The organism is Sphingomonas sp. SFZ2018-12 (assembly GCF_022496715.1).
In the GTDB taxonomy this organism is placed as follows: Bacteria; Pseudomonadota; Alphaproteobacteria; order Sphingomonadales; family Sphingomonadaceae; genus Sphingomonas.
Window position 1 is genome coordinate 42,918 of the sequence record NZ_WTFM01000004.1, and the last position, 24,494, is coordinate 67,411.

Sequence of the window (24,494 nt, forward strand, 5' to 3'; positions counted from 1 at the left end):
CCATGGCCTTCGCCGACATTTTCAAGCGTTCCCGCAAGCCTCTCGACGAGGCCGAAGGGGAGGGGGTCTCCCCTGTTGGCGGCGAGCTCGCCGGCAACGAGGCGGTGCGGCGCAAGCAGCGCATGCTTCTCGCCGGCGTGGCCGGCGTCGGCCTGGTCGTCTCCTCGATGTGGATCTTCAGCGGCGACGACGGGAAGAAGGTCGCCGACACCGATGGCGCGGAGAAAGTCGAGGTCTCGACCAAGGACATGGTCAACCGCAACCTGTCGCAACAGGAGTGGATGGCGCTCTCCGAGAATCGCTTTCAGTCGACGGAAAACCAGCTGAAGTCGGTCAACGGCCAGACGGCGCGCGTGGACAACCTCGCCGCGCAGATCGAGGCGCTGAAGAGCCAGAACCAGGCAATGCAGGCCGACGGGCAGCGCGTCCTTTCGGCCTACCAGGCGGAGAACGAGCAGCTCCGTAAGCAGATCAACGATCGTCCCGCGGCCGTGGCGCCTGCCCCCGGGCCTGCCGCGATGTACGGCCCGCGGGGTCCGCAGGCCTATCAGCGGCCGGACGGGGCGGGGGCCGGGGGCGACAGCGCGGTGCCGGTCGGCCGACCCGCCGAGGTGAAGATGGTCAGCTTCTCGACCACCGACACCGGCACCGCGTCGAAGGTCGCCAAGGGCAACACCGTCTATACCGACAGCCCGAACTACCTGCCGCCCAACAGCTTTGCGTCGGCGAAGGTGATCGTCGGCGTCGACGCCGCAGCAGGCGTCAACAGCCAGACCGATCCGCTGCCGGTCGTGCTTCGCGTCACCGGGCCGGCGCGGTCGGTGCTCCAGAACGGCAAGCTGCTGACCACCAAGATCCAGGGTTGCCTGATCAACGGTGCCGCCCGTGGGGAGCTCAGCTCGGAGAAGGTGTACGTCAAGCTGCAGAAGATGACGTGCCCGCAGCCGGGCGGCCGCTACGCCGTCTCCGAGGTCAAGGGCTTCATCGCGTTCGGTGGCAAGACGGGCGTGCGCGGTCGGGTCGTGTCCCGCGAGGGCGGGCTGGTGAGCCAGGCCTTCATCGCCGGTCTGGTCGGCGGCTTCGGCCGCGGCTTCTCGGCCAATGCGAATTCCCTGCTGACGCAGCCCAACGTCACCGTGAACGGCCGGCGCGAGCAGCTCGGTCTCGGCGACATCGCCCAGGGCGGGTTCGGGGAAGGCGTCTCCCAGAGCGGCGACATGGTCTCGAAATACTTGATCGAGCGCGCCGAGCAGTACCAGCCGGTCATCGAGATGCCGACCGGAATCGACGTGGAAATTGTCTTCCTGGAGGGTGTCTATGTTCGGAATTGATCGACTCCGTCGGCGCCTGCCGACCAAGGTGGCGGCGTTGCTCGTTGCCGTGCCGGTGATCGGCGCCGCTAGCATGGCCGTCGCCGGCCAGATCGCCAGCCCGAGCAGCGTTCAGGTCACGAACCTTCTCAAGACGCGTCTGCCCAAGACGCAGCTGAGCCAGGTCAACTGCGAGAAGGTGCATGGCCTCTGCGAGGTCACGGCCGGGTCGAACCTGTTTTATGTCGACGCGGGCGCGCGCTACCTGATCATCGGGCGCGTCTACGACATGGAGACGCGCCAGGACCTGACCGCGGCGCGTCTCCTCGAGATCAATCCCGACATGCTGGTCGGCGGGGCGGCAAAGGCGAACGCCGCAGCAGCCGAAGGGGGCGGGGACGCGGAAGGCGCGATCGCGCCGACGCCGGGCAAGGTCCAGAAGACCTCCGTGCCGACCCGACCGGCTGTCCTCTCGCTCGACGGGCTTCCGAAGGACGGTGCGATCGTGTGGGGCAACCCCGCTGGCGAGACCGTCACCGTCTTCACGGATTTCCGGTGCGGCTATTGCCGCGCGCTCACCAACGTCCTGCGCGGCATGAACGTGCGGGTGGTGGAGCGGCCGATCTCGGTGCTCGGCAGTCGCGACATCGCCGATCGCGTCTACTGCGCCAAGAACCGCGAAGAGGCGCTCCACGCGGCCTATGCCGGCGAGCCCTTCAAGACTGGCGCGAGCTGCAACACCTCGGGGCTCGATGCAAACGAGGCCTTCGCGCACAAGCACGGGCTCAGCGGGACGCCGGTGATCGTCCGGGCCGACGGGGCAATGCTCGAGGGCTACCGGCCCAAAGAGTTCCTGCAGAGCTGGATCAAGGGGGGTCGCTCGTGAGCGGGCGTCGCCACGGCCGTCAGGTCGCCCTCGCCGCTGTGAGCCTCGCTGCGCTCGCCGCCCTCAATGGTTGCGCCACCCTCGGCGGCAACGTTAAGGGGAGCTTCTCGTGCCAGGCGCCGGACGGCATCTGCGCGCCGTCCTCGACGATTGACGATCGCGCGCTGGCGATGATCTCGGGCGACGCGGGCGACACGGTGATCCCGGCGGGTCCGTACCAGGCTCCCGCCCCGCAGCCCCGCGCGATGCGGACCGCGATGACGACGCCGGCGCCGATGGCGGACCGGAGCGCTGCCGCTGCGTCGCGGACCCGCGAGAAGGTCCTGCGCGTCGTCTTCCAGCCCTACATCGACGATCGCGGCAGGCTGCATGAGGCGACCGCGGTCCACACCGTCGTCCAGTCGGAATGGCAGGCACAGGCGCTCGCTGACGCGACGGCCATCCCCGACCGGAACCCTGCGGCGCGCGCGACGGAAATGAGCCTGGCCGACGCCGTCGACCGTGACGCGCCCGGCTATCTCGACGTCGCGGCGATCGATCCCAACCTGCCCGACCCCGCGGTGGTCGCGGCCGCCCGCGCGCGCAAGCCGGACCCGGTCGAGGCGATCAAGGCGGACGTCCAGACCCGTCTCGGCCAGCGCGGCAGGCGGCGGGCGCCCCTGTCGGGCACGCGCACGTCGTCGGCGGTCCCCGTCGTCCGGCCGATGGCGAGCGCGCCAGCCCCGGTCGCCGCTCGCGCTGAGCCTGCTCCCAAGCCTTTTCAGGTCGCCAACCAGGGCGGCGTGACCGTCCATCGCGGTTCAGCCCCGGCGTCGACCGGGCAGCAGACGCCGCTCGCCCCAGCGCCCAAGACCACGGTCGGGGCCGCGGCGGTGGAGCGCGTGAAGGCGAGCGAGGCGTACCGCACCGCACAGCAGCAGGTCGGGGAGACGGCGCGCAGCGCTGGCGCCGCGGACCCCGCGGCCGGGCTCAAGAGCCTGGCCAGCCCAACCATTCGCGCCGCGAGCTTCCCCGCGTCGGTTCCGGAGGACAAGTGAGATGAGCGAGAAGCCCGGCTTCTTCGACAGCCTGCTCTCCGGCGTCTTCGGAGACAGCAAGCGTCCCGATGCGCAGCGGCCCGACCTGGCGGTGCCCATGCTCGCGCACTGGCTGCCCTACCGCAGCTACGATCCGAAGACGGGCATCTTCTACAACTCGGCGTCGCGCGGTTTCGTGATCGAGGTGTCGCCGCTGGTCGGGGCGGACGAGCGGACAGGCGAGATCCTGACGCAGTTCCTCTCGGAAGGCATCCCGGCGCCGGGGTGCCTGCAGTTCCACGACTGGATGAGCCCGCGTATCAGCGAGCGCCTCTCGAAGTGGTATCTGCCGCGCTACTCCGCGAGCGGCGTGTACGAGCGCATGGCGAAGCACCGCGTCGACTTCCTGACCGACGGCGTCTGGAACTCGCTCTCGGCGGACGCGCCGTTCTGCCTTCGCAACCACCGCGTAGCGATCTCCTACTCGACGCCTGAAAATTCGAGCGTGTCGAACGAGGAGATCGTGGCCGTGATGGAAGGCCTCATCTCGGTTCTCGGGTCGATCGGCGTTTCCGCGCGCAAGATGGATCCGGTCGCGCTGATCGGCTGGATCGACGACATTACGTCGCCGACCACCGCGGCCGGCGAGGACGTGGTCAGCTACAACCCCCTCGATCCGATCTCCGACCAGGCAGTGCGGCGCGACATCGAGATGAAGATCGATCCCGACCGCATCCTGCTGCGCACCGAGCGGTTCCGGCCGACCGGCAAGGAGATCGAGGGCGCGCCGGAGATCGGCGAGATCTATCCCGACGTCTTCGACGTCCGGTCCTTCTCGGTTCGGAACCTGCCCCAGCGCTGGGCGCCCTGGGACTGCGCGCGCCTGATCGGCGATATGTTCGCGGACAAGCTGCGCATGCCGTGCCCGGTGTCGACGAACCTGTGCCTCGACTTCCCCGACCCGCAGGCCACGACCAACAAGGCCAGCTACAAGTTCATGCGGACGACGAGCCTCGCGGATTCGAAGTCCGCCCGCTTCCTCCCGCAGCTCCGCGATCAGTCGCAGGAGTGGAAGTTCGTCAATGACGAGATCCGGCAGGGTCGCAAGCTGGTGCGCCTGTTCTACAGCGTCACGTCCTTCTCGCCGAAGGGTAAGGGTGACTCGAACGAGCGCATCCTGAAGTCGGTGTACCGGGCAGCGGGCTGGGACCTCCTCGACGATCGCTACCTGCAGGTCATGGGGCTGCTCTGCGCCATGCCGATGACGATGGCGAACGGGCTATCCAAGGACCTCGAGCGCATGAAGCGCATGCGGACGATGCTGAGCACGACCGCGGCCAATCTCGCGCCGATCCAGGGAGAGTATCTGGGCGGCCACACGCCGCACCTGCTCCTGATCGGTCGGCGCGGGCAACCGTTCTTCTGGAGCCCGTTCGAGAACGCCGCCGGCAACCACAACGTCGCCGTGTTCGGAAAGAGCGGCAGCGGCAAGTCGGTCGCTCTGCAGGAGCTTTGCGCCTCCCTGTGCGGCGCCGGTTCCAAGGTGGTGGTGATCGACGACGGTCGTAGCTTCGAGCACTCGGCGAAGCTCCAGGGCGGGGCCTTTGTCGAGTTCACGATGAGCTCGGGCTTCTGCCTCAACCCGTTCTCGATGATCGACGAGCGTCAGGCGGCTGAGGACGAGGACTACCTCCTCGACTGCATGGCGATGCTCAAGGCGATCGTGAACCAGATGTCCCGCCACATCGACCGGCTCACCGACACAGAGCGCGGCCTGATCGACGGCGCGGTCAACCGGGTCTGGGAAGCGAAGGGGCGGAACGGCTCGATCGACGACGTGATCGCCGCACTGAACGAGACCGGCAACGAGCTGGCGTCGCATCTCGCCATCGCGATGATGCCGTTCTCGAGCGCGGGCACCTACGGCAAGTTCTTCAAGGGCGAGGTGTCCTTCGAGCTGCAGGCGCAGCTCACGGTGTTCGAGCTGTCCGACCTGTCCTCGCGCGAGGAACTGCGCAGCGTCGTCCTGACTGCGATCATGTTCATGTCGCAGCAGATGATGCGAAAGGTCGATCGCTCGATCCCCAAGGCACTGCTCCTCGACGAGGCGTGGCAGATGCTGCGGGGCGGCGCGATGGCCGACTTCATCGAGACCTATGCCCGTACCTGCCGCAAGTATGGCGCGTCGCTCGTCACCGCCACCCAGTCGCTCAACGACTATTACAAGTCGGCGGGCAGCATCGCGGCGCTGGAGAACAGCGACTGGTTCGTGATCCTCCAGCAGAAGCCGGAGACCATCGCCGACTTCAAGAAGCACGATCGCTTCGAGATGGACGACTATACGGACGCACTCCTGCGCTCGCTCAAGCGCAACGGCTTCGAATATTCGGACATCATGATCAAGGGGCCGGAGACGCTGGCGGTCGGCCGGCTCGTCCTCGACCCCTTCTCGGCCGCGCTGTTCTCGTCGAGCCCGCGCACGTTCGCGGCGATCGAGGCGCTGGTGGCGCAAGGCCTCACGATGGACCAGGCGATCGAGCGGATCGCCTACCCCGACAACCCCGAGAAATGGGCGGTGCCTGCCGATGAACCGGCCGCCATCGCGGCGGAGTGATCTTCATGGCGACGATCCCGGCAGATTTCGACGGCGCGACGAAGGCTTCCCGGCCCAAGGTCGACGTCGGCTTCCTCCTCTACTTCTACCTGCACATGGCGGGGTTCCTGGCGACCACGCTCCTGATCACCTGGGGGCTGTTCGTCCTGTTCTTCCTCGCGATCGGCGGTCTCTCGGTCGACGGCATGATGCACCAGCTCAACAACATGGCGAGCCGGTACGTCGCGGCCGACGCGGCGCGTATTGCCTCCTTCAAGCACGTCCTCATCGTCGCGCACCTGGCTCTGTCGGCCGCGGTCATCTTCTTCCGCCGCCACAGCATCCTCCCCTCGCGCGACCCCAAGCGGAGCAAGGCCAATGGCTGACCAGCCCGAACTCGACCTCCCTTCCCCCGCGACCTCCGCCGCCCCGGCGCCGGTCGTCCGCGCCAAGCGTGGGTTCGGCGGGTTCACCCGCGCGCAGCTCGTCTTGGGCGCAGCGCTCGTGGTCGCGCTGATCTGGTCGATGTGGGTGACGAAGGCGCTCGTCGCGCCGCGCGAGGAGCATATCGTCAAGGCGAGCCTCTCCAGCATCGTCGGCGAGTATGTGACGGCCCAGGCCCGCGCCGCGTCGCCACCCGCGCAGGTCGAGGCCGAGATGCGGACCTTCATGTCGTCGCTCAAGCACGAGATCCAGCGGCGCAGCGCCAACGGTCAGGTGGTTCTCGTCGGCGAGGCGGTGCTCACCGAAAACGTGCCGGACATCACCGACAGCCTGAAAAAGGCGGTCTATGCGAGCGGCATTCGTCAGCCGCGTCCGGCGAGCGCGGAGGAAATGCAGCAGCTTCAGCAGCAGCTCGCCCCGGCCGCGGCGGCGGTTCCGCAGGCCTATGCCGTCCCGCCCGCGACGGCCGGTGCCGGCGCGACGATCGATCCGATGTCGGCGGCGCCACCTGTCTCCGGCGGACAGCAGCCGATGCAGATGCCGTCGGCGATGCAGGGGGTGCCCTCGGGCGTGCCCGCGGCGATGACTTCGACCTTCGGAGGTCCCAATGGCAACGGCGGTCAGTGACCTCGCGCCCCGGGCCAGCGGCCGCAAGCTGCTCTGGGGTCTGTTCGGCGCGTTCGTCGCCGGCAGCGTCATCCTCGGTGCGATCGGCGACTGGCGCGACAAGCACGCCCTCCTGATCAACACCACGGACTCGCTGCCGAACTGGGCGTTTGTCATCCACAAGAACCAAGTGCCGGCGCGCGGCGAATACGTCTTCTTCCTGCCTCCCAGGAGCGACCTCGTCCGCCGGCATTTCGGCTCCAAGCCGGAGATGTTCGGCAAGATCGTCTACGGGATGCCCGGGGATACGGTCCGGCACTGGGGCAGGCTGGTCACGGTCAACCACCGTGTCGTCGCGTACACAAAGCCCTTCACCAAGGCGGGTGAGCCGCTGGCGATCGGTCCGAGCGGGGTCATCCCGTCGGGCTGCTACTACGTCGGGACACCGCACAAGGACGGTTTCGACTCCCGGTACGCGGCGATCGGGTTCGCGTGTCAGCGCCAGATCGTCGGCACCGGCGAGGCGATCCTATGAAGCGGTCAACGCTCTTGTACCTCGGCGGCACCGGCCTTGGCGGCGGGCTGCTCTTTGCGGCGGCGTTTCTGCTGGTCGGCGCGGTGCCCGGCCAAGCCCGTGACTTCGGGCAGCTCGGGCAGACATTCCCGATCGCCGAAGCCGATCTCCTCACCACCATCGAGGCACGCCTTCAGCGGGCGCAGGCGTCTGGCGAGATGGACCGCGTCAATGCGACGTTCGCCAAGCGGGTCGAGGCGAAGGTGCGGCGTCCGGCCGCTGTTGCAGGCATCACCGCGGCCGAAGAGCCGCGGACCTGGGACTATGACCCGACCATCACCCTCGAGCGCGAGATCCGCGATCACAAGGGCCAGCTGATCGCGGCGGCGGGCCAGCGGATCAACCCGCTCGATTTCGTCTCGATGCGCCAGAGCCTCGTCTTCGTGGACGGCGATGACGCCGCGCAGGTCGACTGGGCCACGAAACGGTACACCGAGCTCAACGCGAAGATCATCTTCGTCAGCGGCTCGCCGATTGAGTCCATGACCTCGCGCAAGCGTCGGTTCTTCTTCGACCAGGAGGGCCGCCTGACCGGCAAGTTCGGCATCCGCCACACGCCGGCGGTCGTCGTCCAGACGGGCAAGCTGCTGCACGTCTCAGAGACCGTCCTCAAGCCGGGAGCGAAGAGCTGATGCCTTTGTGGCTGGACCTGCTCCGGACGCCCATGGCTGCTCCGGAAACGCCCGCGCTTCGCCGGATGCGACGCACCTGGCAGGGGCTGTGCCTATCGGTCGCGCTGATGGTCGGCTTCTTCGCGCAGATCCACGCTGCGATCGGCCGCGCCGCCCCGTGCTTCGCGGCCGCGCTGCTCGTCGGCGCGGGCCTCTATACCGCGCTTTACCTCCGCCGGAAGAACGCGGCCGACACCGCGTTCCTCGAGCGGGCAGGGGAGCCGGGCTGATGCGCTGGCTGCGTGCCCTGATGGGCGTCCTGGGACTGCTGCTGGTGACGGTCGCGCTGACGCCGCGTGCCGAGGCGGCGCCGACCTGCACCGGCAAATTCGTCAATCCGATTACGGACGTCTGCTGGAGCTGCCTGTTCCCGCTCTCGATCGGAGGCGCGAAGATCTGGCCGGGCAACCGCCCCGATCCGAAGAACCCTGCCTCCCCGATCTGCGCCTGCGCCGACCCGCTGCCGCGCATCGGCATCTCGGTCGGGTTCTGGGAGCCGGCGCGCCTCGCGGACGTGACGATGAAGCCGTGGTGCTTCTCGAACCTGGGCGGGATGCGGATCGCCCCGGGCTTCGACATCGGCCAAGGCTATCTCGCCGGGCCATCGATGGTCGGGGGACGCTCCCAGAGCACCGCCAAGTGGCACATCCACTGGTACGTCTACCCGCTGCTCTACTGGATGGAGATCCTGACCGACTTCGTCTGCTTCGAGCAGGCGTCGTTCGACATCGCCTACATGACGGAGGTCGACCCCCTCTGGCAGGATGACTCGCTGACCGCGATCATCAATCCGGAGGCGATCGTCTTCGCCAACCCGATCGCGCAGGCGGCATGCGCGGGCGACTGCGTCGCCGGCACCGCCAACCTGCCGCTGGACTCGCTGTTCTGGTGCGCGGGTTGTCAGGGGCCGATGTACCCGCTGAACGGCAACGTCCCGGCCTCCATCGGCCACGTCCAGTCGTCGCGGCTCGCGCTCTCGCGGTTCGCCTACAAGATGCACCGCGAGGGTCTCGCGTGGGGGACGATGGGCTCGGAGGGGCTCTGCAAGAAGTACCTCATGCCGATCATGCGGAAGCAGCAATACCGCTTCCAGATGGTCAACCCGATCCCGACGGTCAGCGGGCGGTTCGCCTGCTCCGCGATCGGCGCGTCGACGATGCCGCCCGAGGCCGGTCGCGCCTTCCCGGCCGGTGGCGAGGACATGGGCTACCTCGTCTGGCGCAAGCGCAACTGCTGCGTGTTGTGAGGAGAGAAGCATGCGCTTTCTGACATTAGGGCTCGCCGCGCTTCTCGGCACCGCGGGCGTGTCCGCGATCCTCGCGCAGACCGTGGACGGGCTCGACGTCCAGGCGGTGAAGAAGCGCGCGGCGGACCTGCAGGCGGAAGCGCAGGCCTTCGTCGACCAGGTGAAGGACCGTGGCGACGAGTTCCGCGAGCAGGCGACCGTCGTCCGCAAGTCGGGCATGGACAACATGCAGCGGGTCGCGGCGACCGACCTTCCGAAGGGACCTGACGGCAAGATCGACTTCGACGAGCTGGTGCAGGGCGCGGCATCGAACGCCAACACGCCGGGCGGGGACGCTCCGCAGTTCATGGTCTTTGCGAGCCTCTCCATGCCGCCGGCGTCGCTCAAGCAGCTGATCGCCGACACGGCGAGGGCAGGGGGCGTGGTCGTCTTCCGCGGCTTCCCGAACAACTCGGCCAAGGAGTTCGTCAACCGCCTTGGCCAGGTGGTCCAGAAGGACGACATGCCGAACATCGGCATCGATCCCCGGCTGTTCCGTGCCTTCAACGTCCAGGCCGTGCCGACCTATGTGGCGGTGTCGTCGACGTTCGACCTGTGCGCCGGCTTCCACTGCCAGACCAAGGTGCCTCCCTACGATCGTATCGAGGGCAACGTCACCGTCGACTATGCGCTCAACACCTTCGCGGGTGCGAACGGGCCAGGCGCGCGGATCGCGTCGGTGGCGCTCGGCAATCTCGCGCGGAGCCGCCAGCAGTGAAGCTCCGCCCACTCCTCAGCACGTTGCTCGGCATCTGCCTGGTCGTCGGTCCCGCAGCCGCGCAGCAGATGACGGCCGAGCAGGCGCGCGAGGAGGGGAAGGCGCTCGGCAACGCCAAGCGGCAGGACGGAAGCCTCGTCCCGACCACCGACGCCCAGGCGAGCGCGGTGCCGGGCTATACCGGGACCGACCAGCCGCAGAGCACCTATTTCGACGATCCGGACGCGCTCGTCGCGGCCGGCACGGCGCAGCGGTCGACCAACGACGCCTACCGGACGGCCACCGACCAGGGCCACACGCGCGCGACGTTCAGTAACTCCGAGATCCTCGCGACGACCAGCCGTGCGACCGCGGTCGAGAACGATCCGCAAGCCTATCTGCAGGGTCAGAGCATCGGCTCCGAGAGCGGGCAGTGCCAGCCGCTGCCGCCAGGATCGGGGACCAACGGCTACTACGAGGCGACGTGCAACCAGGGCACCAAGGTCACGGAGGAGCCGCGATCCTGCAGCATCCGCATGGTTCCGCATATCGTGAACACGGAGCGCTGGTTCTACTTCGGGGCGCCGGACTCGAACGAGGACAATGGGTTCGCGAAGAACTCGGTGATGCAGGCCAAGGTCGCGCAGGGGATCTGCCGCTCGGAGCCCGTCTCCATGCACGTCTGCGACGCGCAGATCGAGCTTGGGGCCGGTGGCGACGACGTCGAGGGCTACCGGCGCTACTGCAAGCGGCTGTCTTCGATGAACAAGGGGCCGGCGCAGCTTTACTCCTGCTCGTCCGCTATCCCCGACGGCGAGATCCCTGCCCACCAGAACTATAAGACCGGCACGAAATACTACAAGAAGGAGGGCGAATCCTCCGTCACGGTGACGCGCGAGGAGAGCGGCTGCGCCGCCCTGGCCTCCGACGGCATGTGTACCCAGACCTCGGGCGAGGATGTCTGCACCGAGGGACCGGAAACGCGGGTCTTCGACGGCGTGTCCGTCACCCAGGCGTGCTGGGCGTGGAAGCGGGACTTCTCCTGCCATGTGTTCACCGCGGGCAACGACTGCGGCGATCTCGAGGGCAACCGCCAATGCACCTACCTTCGCGACGAGTGCCTCGACGATCCGCAGGACGGGCCGTGCAAGGTCACGGAGAAGGTCTACAAGTGCCCGATCCCGGATGGCGCCAACCCCGCCGACAAGCAGTATATCTGCGGCGACGACGTCTATTGCATCAACGGGGACTGCGAGCCGATCACGCATGAGGCCTCAACCGAGTTCAAGGATGCGCTGGTGGCGCTCCACTCGATCGACCAGGCCGGCAAGGAGTTCGACCCCAACAACCTGACGGTCTTCTCCGGTGAGCGGAATACCTGCCACAAGCCGGTGTTCGGTCTCGTCAATTGCTGTGCCGGCAAGACGTCCGGACTGCTGACCGCCGCAGCAGGCGGCGCCGCTCTCGCCGGCGGGCCGGCGGCGATCGCCGCGCTCGCGACCCCGTTCCTCACGACCTTCATGTGCTCGCAGAAGGAGATGCAGCTCGACATCAAGGACCGCATGGGGTTCTGCCACAAGGTCGGCACCTACTGCAGCGACAGTTTCCTTGGCGTCTGCACCTCCAAGTCGACCGCCTATTGCTGCTTCGAGAGCAAGCTCAGCCGCATCCTTCAGGAGCAGGGCCGCCCCCAGATCAACAAGCCCTGGGGTGCCCCGAAGAAGGAGCAGTGCAAGGGCTTCACGATTGACGAGTTCGCTCGGCTGGACCTGTCCGTGATGGATTTCACCGAAGTCTACGCCGAGTTCATCGACGCCGCGAAGCTGCCGGACGAGGTCCAGACGATGACCGAGATCCAGCAGAAGATCCAGAATTACTACGACCTGCACGGGGGTCAGCCATGATCGGGGGGCTAAGTGATCAACATGACGGCAGTGGCGAATGACCTTGTCTCCGCCGGCCCTCCAGCCTGCGACTGGTCAATGACGGTGTTCGAGCTCGCCATCTTCATGTGCGTGTTCCGGGCCAGCCATCCGCCGCGGGTGGAGGAGATCTGTCAGGTGATCGGGTCGTGGTTCGAGTGCGCCGTCGACCCGCCGGCCGCGTCCGCGCCGATCGAGAACATGCTCGCGAACCACTGGGTCTCCGAGGACGGCCGCTGCTTTCGGGCGACCGAGGAGGGCCGTCGAGCGGCCCGGCCGCTGATGAACGGCATGATCCGGCTGCTCGATCAGGGGACGCGCCTGATCGACGTAGCCCTGATGATGTCGGTGCTGCGCTTGTCGAAAGGAGAGCTGGACAATGGCGTTCGTGATCGTTGAGCCCGCGCTCGTCGCCGCGCTGCTCGCCGCGGTGGCCCCGGCGCCCACTCGGCCGGCCGCACGACTGCCCGCCGTCTCAAGCTGCGGTGCCGGCCAAGCGTCCACCGCCGCTTTCGATTGCTGCCTCCACCTCGCGAGGTGGAGCGCACCGGCCTCCACCACCCCCAGCAACCCCGCGCAATCGTCGTCGGACGTCGCGGCCGATCAGAAGGAAGGACGATAACCATGTCGAGGATGGCGAAACTGGCGATGCTCCTGCTGACGGTAGCGCCGATCGCGACACCGTCGCTCGCGCAGGAAGCGCAAAGCAGGGATGAGAGCGTCGAGGCGACGGGTCGCGGCGACGACTTTTACTGCGGAAAGCGCAAGCTCGGGCAGTGGTTCTATTGCACCCGGCCGAAGCCGGCCGAGACGGCGAAGGCCCAACCCCAGGTGCCCGAGAAGAGCGCGGCCGAGCGCCTCGCGGCGATCACCCACCAGCTCGACGAGCTCAAGGCCAAGGCGATCCTCGACCCGTCCGAGGAGAACGTCATCGCCTATGTGCGATTCCAGCGCGAGCAGCTCGACCGGGCGTCGACCTTCTCCGACACCTGGCAGCGCGCGCTCTGGCAGAACCCGGACATCGACTACACGCTGCAGCGGCCGGTCAACACGGTCGCGAAGCGCGCGTGGCTCGACAACCGCAAGGCCGACCGCGACCAGGTGCTGACGAACCTCAGCCAGCGCTACGGCCTGTTCTACTTCTACGCGCAGAGCTGCGGTGCGTGCGAGGTGTTCGCGCCCATCCTTCGCTCCGTGGCGGACAGTCACCGCATGGCCGTGATGGCGGTCTCGATGGACGGCGGCCCGAGCCGCGACTTTCCGAACTACGTGGTCGACTCCGGGCAGCGCGCCCGGATGGGCATTTCGGGCAACGAGACCCCGGCGCTGGTGCTGTTCGACACCGCTACCAAGCGGACGATCCCGGTCGGCTACGGCATCCTGAGCGCGGATGAGATCATGGATCGCATCTTCATGCTCACCAACACCAAGGTGGGGAGCGACTACTGATGACCAGTCCGCGCCAGCATGGCCGCCTGCGGAGGCTCGCGCGGCGCGCGGGCACCGCCCTGACGATGGTTGCCGCCACGCACTTTGCCCTGATCGGCGTCGCTCGCGCTGACGTCGCCTCGGAGATGAACGGCTTCTTCAACGATGCCGGCGGCGCCGCGAACGTGACCGGCCCGACCGCCTTCCAAGGGCAGTCGGCCGGCTATTATTCGCTCGGCAACGTGTGGACGCGCTTCCCGCAGAAGAGCGTGTCGCCCTTCAACCTCCAGCTCCCTAGCGCGCGTGCAGGCTGCGGTGGCATCGACCTCTTCTCGGGGTCGTTCAGCTTTATCAACGCGAGCGAGATCGTGGCGATGCTGAAGGCGACCGCCAACAACGCGCTCGGATTCGCCTTCAAGCTGGCCATCGACAGCGTCTCGCCCGAGATCGGCAAGGTGATGGACGAGTTCAGCCAGAAGGCTCAGCTCCTCAACCAGATGAACATCTCCAGCTGCGAGACGGCTCAGGCGCTGGTGGGCGGCATCTGGCCCCAGATGGAGACGACGCGATCCACGATCTGCGAGGCTGTTGGCAACAGCCAGGGCGTGTTCTCCGACTGGGCGGCTTCGCGGCAGGGCTGCAACAACGGCGGCCAGCGTGACGGTACGCTCGCCGGCAACACCGACCCGCACATGAAGGATCAGATCGTCGGCGACCCCCACAACTATACCTGGGAGGCGCTGAAGAAGTCCGCCAAGTTTGGCGCGTTCGACCAGGACTTCTCCGAGTACGTCATGACGCTCGTCGGCACGATCGTCACCACGCCGCCGGCGGACAGCAGCAGCGGGCCGAAGGTGGTGATCTACGGTCCGGCCGAGGAGGCGGTGGTCACGGCGCTGCTCGACGGCACGGCCAATGCTCCGCCGGTCAAGATCCTGAAGTGCAACAACGACCCTTGCACGGACGTCTCGGACCAGACCCTGAGCGTTCCCGAGGCGACCGCGCTGCGGCCGCGCATCGCGACGATGATCAAGAGCATGAGCTCGAAGATCCGTAGCGACACCGCGCTGAACGCGGCCGAAAAGCAGCTCCTGAACATGGCGACGGTGCCGGTTTACAAGATCCTCGCTGTCCAGGCGTACGCCCACTATGCGCTGACCGACGGCGAGATCCAGACGCTCTCCGAGATCGTCGCGGTCGACCTGCTCAACGCCATGCTCGACAACATGCTCGATCGCGTCGAGCAGGCGAAGGTCTTCTACCAGACGGCGGACCAGGAGACGGCTGGGCAGTGGCGCCAGCAGATCGCCGCGACACGCGCCAAGTTCGCCCAACGCGACGTAAAGCTGAGCAACAAGCTCCAGGTGACGATGCAGATCATCAATCGCAGCATCATGCTGGAGTCCACCCTTCAGAACACGATGACGCCGGGCATGTCCTCGGCGCTCAATTTCTCGCGGGGGCTGAACGCGCAGGGCTTGCTCTAAGCGCGTAGAGGGAGGGTAGCGACGTGCTTGAAGTCTTCACCGTCGGCGGGGGCGAGTATCTCGTCAACACCTTCAACGCCGTCGCCGCCTGGGCCGGGGGAGGGGGCTATCGCTCGCTCCTCCGCGTCGTAATGGTGATGGGCCTCATCTACTCGCTGCTCGTCGTCGCCTTCACCCTCAACTTCCGCGCCTGGATGAACTGGTTCCTGCAGGCGACCGGCATCTACCTGTGCTTGATGGTGCCGACGATCGACATCAAGGTCACGGACCGCATCAACCCGAGCCTTGCGCCGGCGACGGTCGCCAACGTTCCGCTCGGGCTGGGCGTGCTCGCGAGCTTTACGACGCAGATCGGGGACTGGCTCACTCGCACCGCGGAAACCGTATTCGTGATGCCCGGGGAGCTGAACTACACGACGAACGGGATGGTCTATGGCGCGCGCCTTTTCGACGCGACGCGCAACTTCGTGATCCGCGATGCCGAGTTTTCCACTAACCTGGAGAACCACTTTAAGAACTGCCTTTTCGGCGACGTAATGCTCTACCAGAAGTCGCTCACCAACCTCGCCAAGGCGACCGACCTGTGGGCCGCTATCGGGCCGGGGTCGGAGGCGCGCTCGCAGGAATGGCTGGAGCGCCAAGGGGACGGCTCCGTCCAGAACTATATCATCACCTGCCGGCAGGCCTATCAGACGCTCGACGGGCAGTGGACGGCGATGATCGAGGCCAACGCCGAGCCCTGGGCGAAGGAGGTCTATCCGAAGCTCAGCAACGCCGTCGCGGCCGCGAAGCTGAAACACGACGTCCCGATCGTGAACCAGGCCTTCACCGGGTCGGGGAACGACTTCACCGGCGTCATGCGCCAGAACACCGCGATCAACGCCTTCATGCAGGCGCGCAACTCGATGGCGGGTGGCAGCGGCGCCGCCGCTATCGACACCTTCGCGCAGACTCGCGCCGACATTCAGGCGCGCAACACGTACAATTCGATCGCTCAGCAGGCGATGGCGTGGGTGCCTATCCTCAACATCGTGCTGACAGTCGTGTTCTTCGCGATGTTCCCCGTCATTTTCCCGCTCTTCCTGCTGCCCCAGACAGGTCTCAGTACCTTGAAGGGTTACGCGATGGGGTTCTTCTATCTCGCGTCCTGGGGACCGCTCTACGTCATCCTCCACATGATCTGCATGACGCGAGCAGAGAGCGCCGCCAACGGCGTCGCGGCCGGTGGCATGTCGCTCGGTAGCTATGCCGGGATTGGCGCGGTGAACGGGGAAACCGCGACGATCGCCGGCTTCATGCTGATGAGCATCCCATTCCTCGCGGCAGGTCTCGCGCGCGGGGCTATGTCAATCGCCGGACAAGCGACGTCGATGCTCGCTCCCGCGCAGAATGCGGCCGAGGCGGCTGCGGTCGAGCAGACCACCGGCAACTATTCCTACGGGAACGTGAGCTGGGCCAATTCGACCTCGAACATGCGGCAGGCTGACCAGTGGTCGACTGCTCCGAGCTTCATGGGCGGTGCGGCGAGCGTGGGGTGGCGGCAGGACAACGGCGCCGTCATCAACGGCTTCGGGAACGGGCAGGATGTGTTCGATACCGGCGGCGCTATCTCCCGGCTGGGCTTCACGCCCACCGTATCCACGGGCACCGTCTCGGAATGGCGGCAGATGGCGAGCGAGGCGCACCGTCAGTCGCAGGCCTTCGACAACGCTGCTCAAGAGATGCTCACCTGGAGCAAGACGGACCGCAGCGCCTACGGCACGTCGAGCGAACGATCCTCGGGTTGGGACTCGAGTAGCGGCCGTTCGGCGAACACCTCGATCGAGCAGTTTGACCGCACGACCGGCAGCAGTTCGCAAGGCCTCGAGGATAGGTCGTCGACGGGGCAGAGCCAGAGAGTCTCGGATGGTCACGATCGGAACGCCGGGACCGTGGACCAAGTCGGCGGACGACTTGATGCGGGCATCGGTGGGAACCGCGGCGGCGGTGGTGGAAGCGGCGGCCGGGGTGGCGCTCTTGGTCGGGTGCTCGGCGCCCTGCCCGGCGCGGGGCTCTCCGTTAGCAAGACGGGGAGCCAGCAAGACACGCTGCGACACAGCACTGACAACGCACGCTCCTCGGACAGCTCAAGCACTTCCAGCAGCGGCGTTCGTGATGAGCACTCGAACGGTACGGGCGCGACATCGTCCGATGGCACCTACGATCGTTCCGGCGTCTTCAGTCGCGCGTCGAGCACGTCGAGCTCGTCGCTGACCCACGAACAGGCGCTCGCCCGTGCGCGGTCGTACACCGAAACGGCTCGGAAGCTGGAGGAGCTGTCGCAGTCGCTATCGCGTGATGCCAGCTACGCCGAGACTCACGGCATGCAGCTGAGCGAGAACGTGAGCCAGGATCTCGCGCAATGGTATCGGGCGCAGCAGGTATCCAATCCCGGCCTTGACGCGCCGGAGCTCTGGGCGACCGACCTCAGCGATCATCAGCGGGCGGTCCGTGGCGAGATGATCACACGTTGGATGCGCGAGAAGCAGGACGGCATTCGAGAGGAGATCGCCGGGAGGCTGCAGGAGCCGGATCTCGTTCAGGTCCACAGGCCGGGGGTCGACAGTGCGGCCGACGTAAGCGGATCGTACCGACCGCATGGCGTTTCTGGCATCCCGGCCGGACCTGGAGACGGCAACCGTGGAGCGGCACAGGCTGTCATCGAAAGGGGTGGGGAGCAGCTTGAGGGCGACCGAGCGGCGGCTCGTGCCGCGCGCACCGGCGCCGTGCAGGGTTCCGTTGACGTGCAGAGCGAGGTGAACCGCGATCACAACCGCGGCTTCTTCGTCGATCCGAAGCTGCGGGAGTGATCGCGGTGTTAGATTGCCAGCGTCATGTAAACGCCGAGAGCGATGACGAGTGCGACGCCGAGAATTTGGCCGATAACGGTTCCCACAGTCTGGGGCTCATCGGTGTCAGCAACCACCGGAGCATCTTCGATCAGCAAAAGAGGCCCCGACGGCCGATCTTGCGTGACCAAGAGAGTGTGCGTGTCCAGCATGTGACGAACCTCCGAACCTTTCCAACATACAAGGTTCGAGGTTTGTTCACAAGCAGAGCAGGGAGCAGCTGAATGGCGACGCGGCAGCCCCGGCAAGAGGATCGGAAAAGCCCGCTGGACGACCTGAACCTCGCGGACACGGCGGTATTCGGGTTTTCGTGGATGCTGGTTATGGCGGTCGGCCTCATGCCGATCGTCGAGGCGAGTCTGAAGCGCTCGCCGTCGATCTCGATGCCCGTTACCATCGCATTCTTCGTTGCGGTCGCGAGCGGGATCGCGCTTCGCCGTCGCTACAACTGGATGGGCCTCGTGCTCCACATCTTCGGCCAGATCGTGATCTGGTTGTCGATCTTCTGCATGTCCCTGGCGATCGCCCTCTATGCGGCCGGATAGATCGGGTCCGGCCGGAGGTCGTGGCCGCCACCGGGTCAATCGGGCTTGGCAGGGCTATCGCGAGTCCGTGTGGGGCACGGCGCCGAACGCCCGTACGCCGCGGCTTCCGCTCGCGCTGTGGTTGATGCTCGCGGCGTGCGGCTGGGCTGTGGCGGTCCATTTTCGATTTCCGGAACACGCGGCAGGGTTGCTCGGCCGATCGTGAAGTCGGGCGATACGCTCGGCCGGACGAAGGAGGATCGAGCAATCCGGGCCGTGATCGGCCAGAGCCGGGCGTCGCGCAACAGCTCCACGAGAGCCTTGCGGCTAGAGTGCGCCTGAGATCGACTACGGTCCTGCAACGAGTGGGGCGAGAGCCGTCGTTTATCCCGCCTCCCGAGCTTTCGCGGGTGCGACGACGGGGAATGCAAGAGGCGAGGCGTTGTGGGCAAGCAGCCAGGTCCTCGCTTGTGCCTCGTCGAAGAAGAATTGCGCCCCGCGCCCGTGCGCGGCGAGCTGCGCCTGCATGCTCGCAAGGTTTGTCACGATCAGGAAAGCGAGGCGCAGGGCGCGCGGTTCCTGCCGCAACAGCAGCTGACCGAAGGCGGCGAACCCGCTCAATCCCTGTGGCGTCATCTTCCTGATGTCGACAAGAGCGACGTGTCGGTTCTGTGCCGAGGTCAGGGAGCCGAAAGCGCGGTCGCGTTCTGCAATCAGGCGTTCAACGTCTTCGGCCGCGAAGGTGCCAGCAAGTCGGAAGCAGGCGAGATGGACATCGGGTTCGACGTCGACCGTGAACCAGCAGCTCGACACCTCTGCCACCCTATGTCGTCGGCGTTCGGCTGATAGTCGATCACACCACGCCCGAACTCAAGGGAGAATGGGGCTGACGTGCGACGTTCAACCCGTCAGGTCGTCATCATGGCGCATCGATTCGTGCTTTTGGGTACGAATTGGCGATTAGCCCGCGTTGAACGGTGGTCATCGGGTTGCTTCAACCACCGGACGGCTCCGGTTATGGTCACGCGCTATGACCAAGCTCCGTCACGATCGCCCAGCCTTGCGTTATTCCGACAATGTTCGTCGGGAGCTGCAACGATCGTCGCTTCCTGGGGCCGCAGCTCCGGTGGCCGTGACGAAAGCCACTCCTCGACGTCTTCTACGTCCTCGCGATGACAGAGCCTATGATAGGCACTTGGCTGCATTCGATCAGCTTCCCGAGGAAGCACGGGCAGCTCTCGACCAGCTTTTCGCGCGAGCAGGGCAGATGATGGAGTCGCGTTTAGCCTATGTGGAGAGCATAGGCACTCGAAAGCGCCATGGCGAACGGTCAAGCGCTTATGAGGCTGACAAGCAGGCGCTTTACGCCGCATGTTGCATCTACAATGCTCATTGTAGGGATGAGGTTCAGTACGGTCGATCGGTGACGCGCGAATGGTTCGCTAGATTGCGCGTAATAATGGGTGCCGATTGGGGTCATTTTAGCGAGCTTGACGAGCTCCTTGCGGAGACGCGTAACGGCTGACTTCATCAGGCTTCAGCTGTTCGAATCGATGCTCAGCACCTCTTCGACAACCTATGATCGGGACGAAACGGCGGGAGGTCGACAAGCTGCAGGAAGCGTGACTTCATCGACGCCATGTTAGGTCAACGCCGGAAGCGGACGCGAAGCCGCCGTGCTCGTTCGCGGAAGGCGTGCTCGCCGCCTTCCAAGATCTCGCAGACGCGTTCTCGAATGGGCGCGTCCTCCAAGCCGCCCGCCATGTAGCTGATCCCCGGCAGGCCGCCCGCCTCACGTGGCCCGGCTTCCGCAATGATGATCTGATCGGCGTCCGTGTTGACGACTAGGTTGGCATTGTGCGTGACCATGATCACCTGGCGCTTGGCCTTGGCAGCAATGAACAGCCCGACGAGCTCGTCAAAGATGGACTTGGGATCAAGGTTCTCTTCGGGTTGGTCGATGATCAGCGGGCGATCGTCTTCCGTGTCGAGCGCGAGATAGAGCAGGAGCAGCACGATCCCGCGCGTGCCGGGGGACAGGCTTCGGATGTCGGTGCCGTCATAATCGACACTGTAGCGAACCTGGATGTGATCGGTGCTGTAGAGCCACTGCGCGAACCGCTTGAGCCATGCCCGGTAGTCAACGGGGTTGCCCTTCGGCACACGCGCAGCCTCCAGCAGCTCCTCCTGGTTGTCGTCACGAAACGAGGCCATCGCCGCGGTCATCGCTGCCGCGTCGCCGGTGCGCCACGCCGACGCCAAGCCACGCTCGGCTCGCTCCGCCACGGAGCCGCGGCCCTGAAACTTTCCGGTATGGCGAAGGTCGAGCAGCTTCTCCCCAGCCGTGGCCCAGCGTTCCACATCGACCGAGCGGCGCACGCTAAACGACAGTTTGCCGAGTGTGCCTTTCTCGGCCTCCAGCCTCTGCCGGATTGGTGCATACAGATCCCGCAGGACTTGCTCTTCGGCGAGGATGAAGTCGAAGACCCGCGCATAGCCGCTTTCCCGATCTTGTAGCAGCGGTGGGATACGATCCTTGGCGGCCTGATAGTCCGCCAGGCGATCAGACAGCTTGCCGAGCTCGATGTTCTCAGCCGCGATCTTCTGTGTCAGGGCGGTGAAGCGCTTTTGGGTGTCGGTGTCGAGCGCCACCAACTTTGTGAGCCGTGCGACTTCGGCGTCGAGCAAGGCTTGCGTCTGCTTCGACAGGTCGGCGTCGGCGGCGATCAACGGGACGGTCATGTCCGCGGGTACGGCCACCGGCTTTCCACGCCAGCCCGCGGCGCCGGAACGGGCGCTCGCCACCTCGGCCGTGATGAGAGCATCGACGTCGCCCTCATAGTCCAGCAGGAAGGGTGCCCAATCCGGCTCCTTGATCCGACTGGCCTTATGACGCTCCTTCGTGGCGCGCAGCGTGGCCGGGGCGCGGTTGGTCCGCAGGTCGGCCACTTCGTCGCGCAGGACGAGCAGCGCCGCCTCGCGGTTGGTGAACCATCGCACATTGCCCGCCGCCTTCTCCGCAGCCGTTGCGACTTCCGCCAGACGCTCGGCTCTTTCTTCCGTCCCCTTCGACACGAGCCGCGCACGATCGGCGGTGTACCGGGCGACCGTCTGGCGTTTGTCCTCGACCTGCTTGGCCAAGGCAGCCACGCCTTTGGTCTTCTCGATCTCGCTGCCGATGCGGTCGGATAGCGACACCAGCGCCTCTTCCTCACGTCCGCGTGCGAGACGGTGGCGGCTGACCCGGGCTTCCAGGAGATCTTGGAAATCGACTGCGCCATCACGGCTGTTCGCGTCGTGGGCATCGAACACGACACGCTCGACCTCGGCGAGCAAAGCGTCGGTCATACCGTCGGCCGAGCACAGCCCATCGACAAATTGCTGGGACAGGTAACGGGCTTTCGGATAATCCGAGGCGTCGGGATCATAGCTGCCGTCGAGTGGCCGCGTGTCGGTCGTGCCGTCACCCCAGGTCAGGCGGACGCTGTTGCCGGCGAGCAGCTCGGAAGCGCGCGCCAGGAACGACATGGCATTTGGTGGATCCTCGGTTGCGTCGCACCCGTGCGCGATCGCGTCGGCGAGTGCGGTCTTTCCGGAGCCACGCGCACCGATGATGGCGACAAGTCCGGGGTTCAGCGGGATTCGGGGCGTCACCGCCCATGGCGCATCGACCAGATCGACGGTCGACAATACTTGAGAAAAGCTTGCGGTCGCAGGCGGTGCGTCCCCGATCCACGCCCGGCCGGCTGGCTCGATCTGCGCCTGGCGCAAGGCGTCGAAGTGTGGTGCTCCCTTTATCCACGAGTAGCGGTTGAGGTCGGGAGCCGCCACCTTCTCCAGGCTGTGCGCGTCGCTGCCGTGGAGGCAGGGCTTCAGCGCGCCGTAGCGGCCGATAATGTCCGCGGTCGACGACTTGTGACCCAGCCAATAGTCCCGCTGCGACGGTGTGCTTGCGAAGATGATGTGCGCAAACGCCTCGATCTCCTGGCGAAGCGTCCGATCGGCTGCGTCGCGCACGCCCGAAGCGCCATCGGTGCTGCCGCCGGCGACCGCGATCAGCACGTTCTCCTGCGCCCAGTCGCTGTTCGCATAGGCGTCGCGCAGCTGGTCGAGCGAGACCTTGAATTGCCGTGACCCTTCCGAGAGCGCCGCTACCGTGTCCCGGATCTCGGGGACGCTGCGGCGTCCCAGCTCCGCTAGCTCCTCAGGCGTGCAGGCGAACGTCTCGCCATGGGCACGGAAGGTCAGGCGGGTGAGCAGGCGTTTGATCTGGCTGACATGATCGTCGGTTTCGGGGCTGACCAGAAGATGCACATTGACGAAGGCGTTCCGGACCGTGCCGATCCCAAGGCGCATCTCGATGTTCGGAAACAGCAGGGCGCAATTGGGTAGTCGCCCGGCGCTCTTATCCGCGCGAAGGCGCTCATAGCAGTCCAGGCTGTAATAGTCGGTCACGCCGATCGCGCGCAGCGTCGGCTGCGCCTGCTCGAGTCGATCGAGATAGTCGTCCCATGAGGTGGCGCCGCCGAACTGGTCGTTTAGCTTGGTGCCGGGCGCGTGAACGTGCGGGTCCCAGCGATGCCATTGCGCGCCGATGGTCAATGACGCGCCTGCGTTGGCGTCAGGCATCACCGGATCGCCATGACCTTGACGCCGGCAGCGTCGGCGACCTTCTTCCAGTCGAGATCGCTGGTCCAGGCGGGCAGACCGTCGCGCTGCGCCAACGCAAGACAGACCCGGTCGCCCAGGCTCAGCCCCGCTTCAGCTGTGACGGCACGAAGCCGGCCGGCAAGCTGAGCGAGACTCTTGTCGACCGGCACCACGCTCATCGGCAACGGATCGAGCATCGCGTCGACCTCGCGGGCAGGCATGCCGGCATGGATGAAGTGACTGACGACCTCGGCATAGTTTACGCTGCTCACCCGCGCGTCGGCGATGGCACCGGCCACCTTCGCAGCGCCGCGCTCCCCTTTGAGCATGGCAATGAGGGCGGACGCATCGAAGACGACGCTCATTCGCCACTTTCGTCGCGTCGGCGGGCAAGGAAAGCGTCGACCGAAGCGTCGGGGTTGCCGCCGGTGAATTGTTTGGCGAGCGCCTGAGCGCGCGCCACGGCCTGCGCCGCAGTGCGCAGCACGATACCGTCGTCCGTCTCGTCGACATAGACTGCGCCGCCTTGGGCAAGCCCTAAGCGTTTTCGTATGTCAGCCGGTAGGCTCATGCGCCCACTGGCTGTCACTGTGACCTGTAATGTCATTGCACACCTCCGCTGCCTCAATATGGCGGACAAGTCCTAGTCTGGCGTCTTACGCTCGATGAGGCAAGAGCTCCGCTCTTCGCCAGGTTGCCTCTGTCCGATAAACTGCCTTATCGGACCCTTGGCCATTTTGGCTCCGCTCGTTTGGCTAGGCTCCGCAGCATCGATCGTTGCTATTCCGAGCCAGCTGCGGCAACGATGGCTCACAAGGGTATACACAAGAACGCCGGGCAGGAGTGACGAGCAGGTGGCAGGTAGTGAGGTTAGAGCGGCGCGGGTGTACCTGCGGGTGAGCACGGACGAGCAGGACCTGACGCGTCAGGAGAGCATCGTGGCCGGCGCGCGGGCGGCCGGCTTTTACGTCGCGGCGGTGTACCGGGAGAAGGCGTCGGGCGCGCGGCCCGACCGACCCGAGCTGCTGCGGATGGTGGCGGACCTGCAGCCGGGCGAGGTGGTAGTGGCCGAGAAGATCGACCGCATCAGCCGCCTGCCTCTGCAGGAAGCGGAACTGTTGGTGGATACAATCCGGGGCAGGGGGGCGCGGCTGGCGGTGCCGGGCATCGTCGACCTGTCGGACCTAGTAGCTGACAGTGCCGGTGTGGCTCGCATCGTGCTGGAGGCGGTGCAGGACATGCTGCTGAGGGTCGCGCTGCAGACGGCGCGGGACGACTACGAGACCCGGCGCGAGCGGCAACGCGAGGGGATCGAGATCGCCAAGCGGGCGGGGCGGTACACCGGCCGCAAGCCGGACCTCGCCCACCACCGGCGCATCGTAGGTCTGCGGGAGGCGGGCATGAGCATCGCGAAGACGGCAGAGCTCGCCGGGTGCAGCATCGCCCATGTCAAGCGCGTGACCGCGCTCCACCGCTCGAGGGCAGCTCAGCCGCAGAGGACCAGCTGAGTACT

The 24,494-nt window shown here is 66.2% G+C and carries 24 protein-coding genes; 20 read left to right on the forward strand and 4 right to left on the reverse strand.

All coding sequences use genetic code 11. From position 1 onward, the window contains the following. The first annotated feature begins 2 nt into the window (after window positions 1-2). From GO308_RS14635 to GO308_RS14715, 17 genes are all read left to right on the forward strand, one after another. Window positions 3-1,331, forward strand: coding sequence for a TraB/VirB10 family protein (locus GO308_RS14635; protein ID WP_240885985.1), 1,329 nt, complete (start codon window positions 3-5; stop codon window positions 1,329-1,331). Then, the gene (locus GO308_RS14640; protein ID WP_240885986.1) at window positions 1,318-2,196 is read left to right on the forward strand and encodes a DsbC family protein; all 879 of its coding nucleotides are present in this window, start codon (window positions 1,318-1,320) and stop codon (window positions 2,194-2,196) included. The genes GO308_RS14635 and GO308_RS14640 overlap by 14 nt, the downstream gene beginning before the upstream one ends. Then, a complete protein-coding gene (locus GO308_RS14645) occupies window positions 2,193-3,233 on the forward strand; it encodes a TraV family lipoprotein (protein WP_240885987.1) in 1,041 nt (346 codons plus the stop codon). Before GO308_RS14640 ends, GO308_RS14645 begins: the two co-directional genes overlap by 4 nt. A gap of 1 nt (window position 3,234) precedes the next feature. Continuing rightward, window positions 3,235-5,826: a type IV secretion system protein TraC gene (gene traC / locus GO308_RS14650; protein WP_240885988.1), complete on the forward strand. Its 2,592-nt coding sequence runs from the start codon at window positions 3,235-3,237 to the stop codon at window positions 5,824-5,826. 5 nt (window positions 5,827-5,831) lie between these two features. Beyond that, on the forward strand, window positions 5,832-6,191 hold the full coding sequence (locus GO308_RS14655) for a hypothetical protein (RefSeq protein WP_240885989.1): 360 nt from the start codon (window positions 5,832-5,834) through the stop codon (window positions 6,189-6,191). Then, the gene (locus GO308_RS14660) at window positions 6,184-6,876 is read left to right on the forward strand and encodes a type-F conjugative transfer system protein TrbI (RefSeq protein WP_240885990.1); all 693 of its coding nucleotides are present in this window, start codon (window positions 6,184-6,186) and stop codon (window positions 6,874-6,876) included. Before GO308_RS14655 ends, GO308_RS14660 begins: the two co-directional genes overlap by 8 nt. Beyond that, the gene (locus GO308_RS14665) at window positions 6,857-7,390 is read left to right on the forward strand and encodes a S26 family signal peptidase (protein ID WP_240885991.1); all 534 of its coding nucleotides are present in this window, start codon (window positions 6,857-6,859) and stop codon (window positions 7,388-7,390) included. The genes GO308_RS14660 and GO308_RS14665 overlap by 20 nt, the downstream gene beginning before the upstream one ends. Next, window positions 7,387-8,061 (forward strand): type-F conjugative transfer system protein TraW, encoded by a 675-nt coding sequence (gene traW, locus GO308_RS14670; protein WP_240885992.1) that lies wholly within the window; start codon window positions 7,387-7,389, stop codon window positions 8,059-8,061. Before GO308_RS14665 ends, traW begins: the two co-directional genes overlap by 4 nt. Next, a complete protein-coding gene (locus GO308_RS14675; protein ID WP_240885993.1) occupies window positions 8,061-8,330 on the forward strand; it encodes a hypothetical protein in 270 nt (89 codons plus the stop codon). Before traW ends, GO308_RS14675 begins: the two co-directional genes overlap by 1 nt. Beyond that, window positions 8,330-9,346 (forward strand): conjugal transfer pilus assembly protein TraU, encoded by a 1,017-nt coding sequence (gene traU, locus GO308_RS14680; protein ID WP_240885994.1) that lies wholly within the window; start codon window positions 8,330-8,332, stop codon window positions 9,344-9,346. Before GO308_RS14675 ends, traU begins: the two co-directional genes overlap by 1 nt. A gap of 10 nt (window positions 9,347-9,356) precedes the next feature. Next, entirely contained in the window at window positions 9,357-10,103 is a 747-nt protein-coding gene (gene trbC / locus GO308_RS14685) for a type-F conjugative transfer system pilin assembly protein TrbC (protein ID WP_240885995.1), read from the forward strand. After that, window positions 10,100-11,986 (forward strand): conjugal transfer protein TraN, encoded by a 1,887-nt coding sequence (locus tag GO308_RS14690; RefSeq protein ID WP_240885996.1) that lies wholly within the window; start codon window positions 10,100-10,102, stop codon window positions 11,984-11,986. The genes trbC and GO308_RS14690 overlap by 4 nt, the downstream gene beginning before the upstream one ends. A gap of 78 nt (window positions 11,987-12,064) precedes the next feature. Beyond that, a complete protein-coding gene (locus GO308_RS14695; protein WP_240885997.1) occupies window positions 12,065-12,403 on the forward strand; it encodes a hypothetical protein in 339 nt (112 codons plus the stop codon). Beyond that, complete coding sequence (locus tag GO308_RS14700; protein ID WP_240885998.1) at window positions 12,384-12,626, forward strand: hypothetical protein; 243 nt, start codon at window positions 12,384-12,386, stop codon at window positions 12,624-12,626. Before GO308_RS14695 ends, GO308_RS14700 begins: the two co-directional genes overlap by 20 nt. Window positions 12,627-12,628: 2 nt before the next feature. Beyond that, window positions 12,629-13,453 carry a conjugal transfer protein TraF gene (locus tag GO308_RS14705; RefSeq protein WP_240885999.1) on the forward strand — a complete coding sequence of 275 codons (825 nt, stop codon included), beginning with the start codon at window positions 12,629-12,631 and terminating at the stop codon, window positions 13,451-13,453. A gap of 65 nt (window positions 13,454-13,518) precedes the next feature. Next, window positions 13,519-14,919, forward strand: coding sequence for a conjugal transfer protein TraH (locus GO308_RS14710; protein ID WP_240886057.1), 1,401 nt, complete (start codon window positions 13,519-13,521; stop codon window positions 14,917-14,919). A 23-nt stretch (window positions 14,920-14,942) separates the two neighbouring features. Continuing rightward, on the forward strand, window positions 14,943-17,768 hold the full coding sequence (locus tag GO308_RS14715; protein ID WP_240886000.1) for a conjugal transfer protein TraG N-terminal domain-containing protein: 2,826 nt from the start codon (window positions 14,943-14,945) through the stop codon (window positions 17,766-17,768). Between the two features lie 8 nt (window positions 17,769-17,776). On the opposite strand, the gene GO308_RS14720 is transcribed toward GO308_RS14715, so the two are convergent. Next, window positions 17,777-17,959, reverse strand: a complete 183-nt coding sequence (locus tag GO308_RS14720) for a hypothetical protein (RefSeq protein ID WP_064311449.1) — start codon at window positions 17,957-17,959, stop codon at window positions 17,777-17,779. A 72-nt stretch (window positions 17,960-18,031) separates the two neighbouring features. Between GO308_RS14720 and GO308_RS14725 the strand changes: the two genes are divergently transcribed. Both GO308_RS14725 and GO308_RS14730 read left to right on the forward strand, forming a co-directional pair. Beyond that, window positions 18,032-18,352 (forward strand): hypothetical protein, encoded by a 321-nt coding sequence (locus GO308_RS14725; protein WP_240886001.1) that lies wholly within the window; start codon window positions 18,032-18,034, stop codon window positions 18,350-18,352. 483 nt (window positions 18,353-18,835) lie between these two features. Continuing rightward, window positions 18,836-19,177: a hypothetical protein gene (locus GO308_RS14730; RefSeq protein WP_240886002.1), complete on the forward strand. Its 342-nt coding sequence runs from the start codon at window positions 18,836-18,838 to the stop codon at window positions 19,175-19,177. Between the two features lie 801 nt (window positions 19,178-19,978). Here the strand turns inward: GO308_RS14730 and GO308_RS14735 are convergent. The 3 genes from GO308_RS14735 to GO308_RS14745 are packed head-to-tail and all read right to left on the reverse strand — an operon-like array spanning window position 19,979 to window position 23,588. Beyond that, the gene (locus GO308_RS14735; protein ID WP_240886003.1) at window positions 19,979-22,960 is read right to left on the reverse strand and encodes a TrlF family AAA-like ATPase; all 2,982 of its coding nucleotides are present in this window, start codon (window positions 22,958-22,960) and stop codon (window positions 19,979-19,981) included. After that, a complete protein-coding gene (locus GO308_RS14740; RefSeq protein WP_240886004.1) occupies window positions 22,960-23,346 on the reverse strand; it encodes a type II toxin-antitoxin system VapC family toxin in 387 nt (128 codons plus the stop codon). The genes GO308_RS14735 and GO308_RS14740 overlap by 1 nt, the downstream gene beginning before the upstream one ends. After that, a complete protein-coding gene (locus GO308_RS14745; RefSeq protein ID WP_064311443.1) occupies window positions 23,343-23,588 on the reverse strand; it encodes an AbrB/MazE/SpoVT family DNA-binding domain-containing protein in 246 nt (81 codons plus the stop codon). The genes GO308_RS14740 and GO308_RS14745 overlap by 4 nt, the downstream gene beginning before the upstream one ends. A 247-nt stretch (window positions 23,589-23,835) precedes the next feature. Between GO308_RS14745 and GO308_RS14750 the strand changes: the two genes are divergently transcribed. Then, the gene (locus tag GO308_RS14750; RefSeq protein ID WP_115381685.1) at window positions 23,836-24,489 is read left to right on the forward strand and encodes a recombinase family protein; all 654 of its coding nucleotides are present in this window, start codon (window positions 23,836-23,838) and stop codon (window positions 24,487-24,489) included. Window positions 24,490-24,494: the final 5 nt, after the last annotated feature.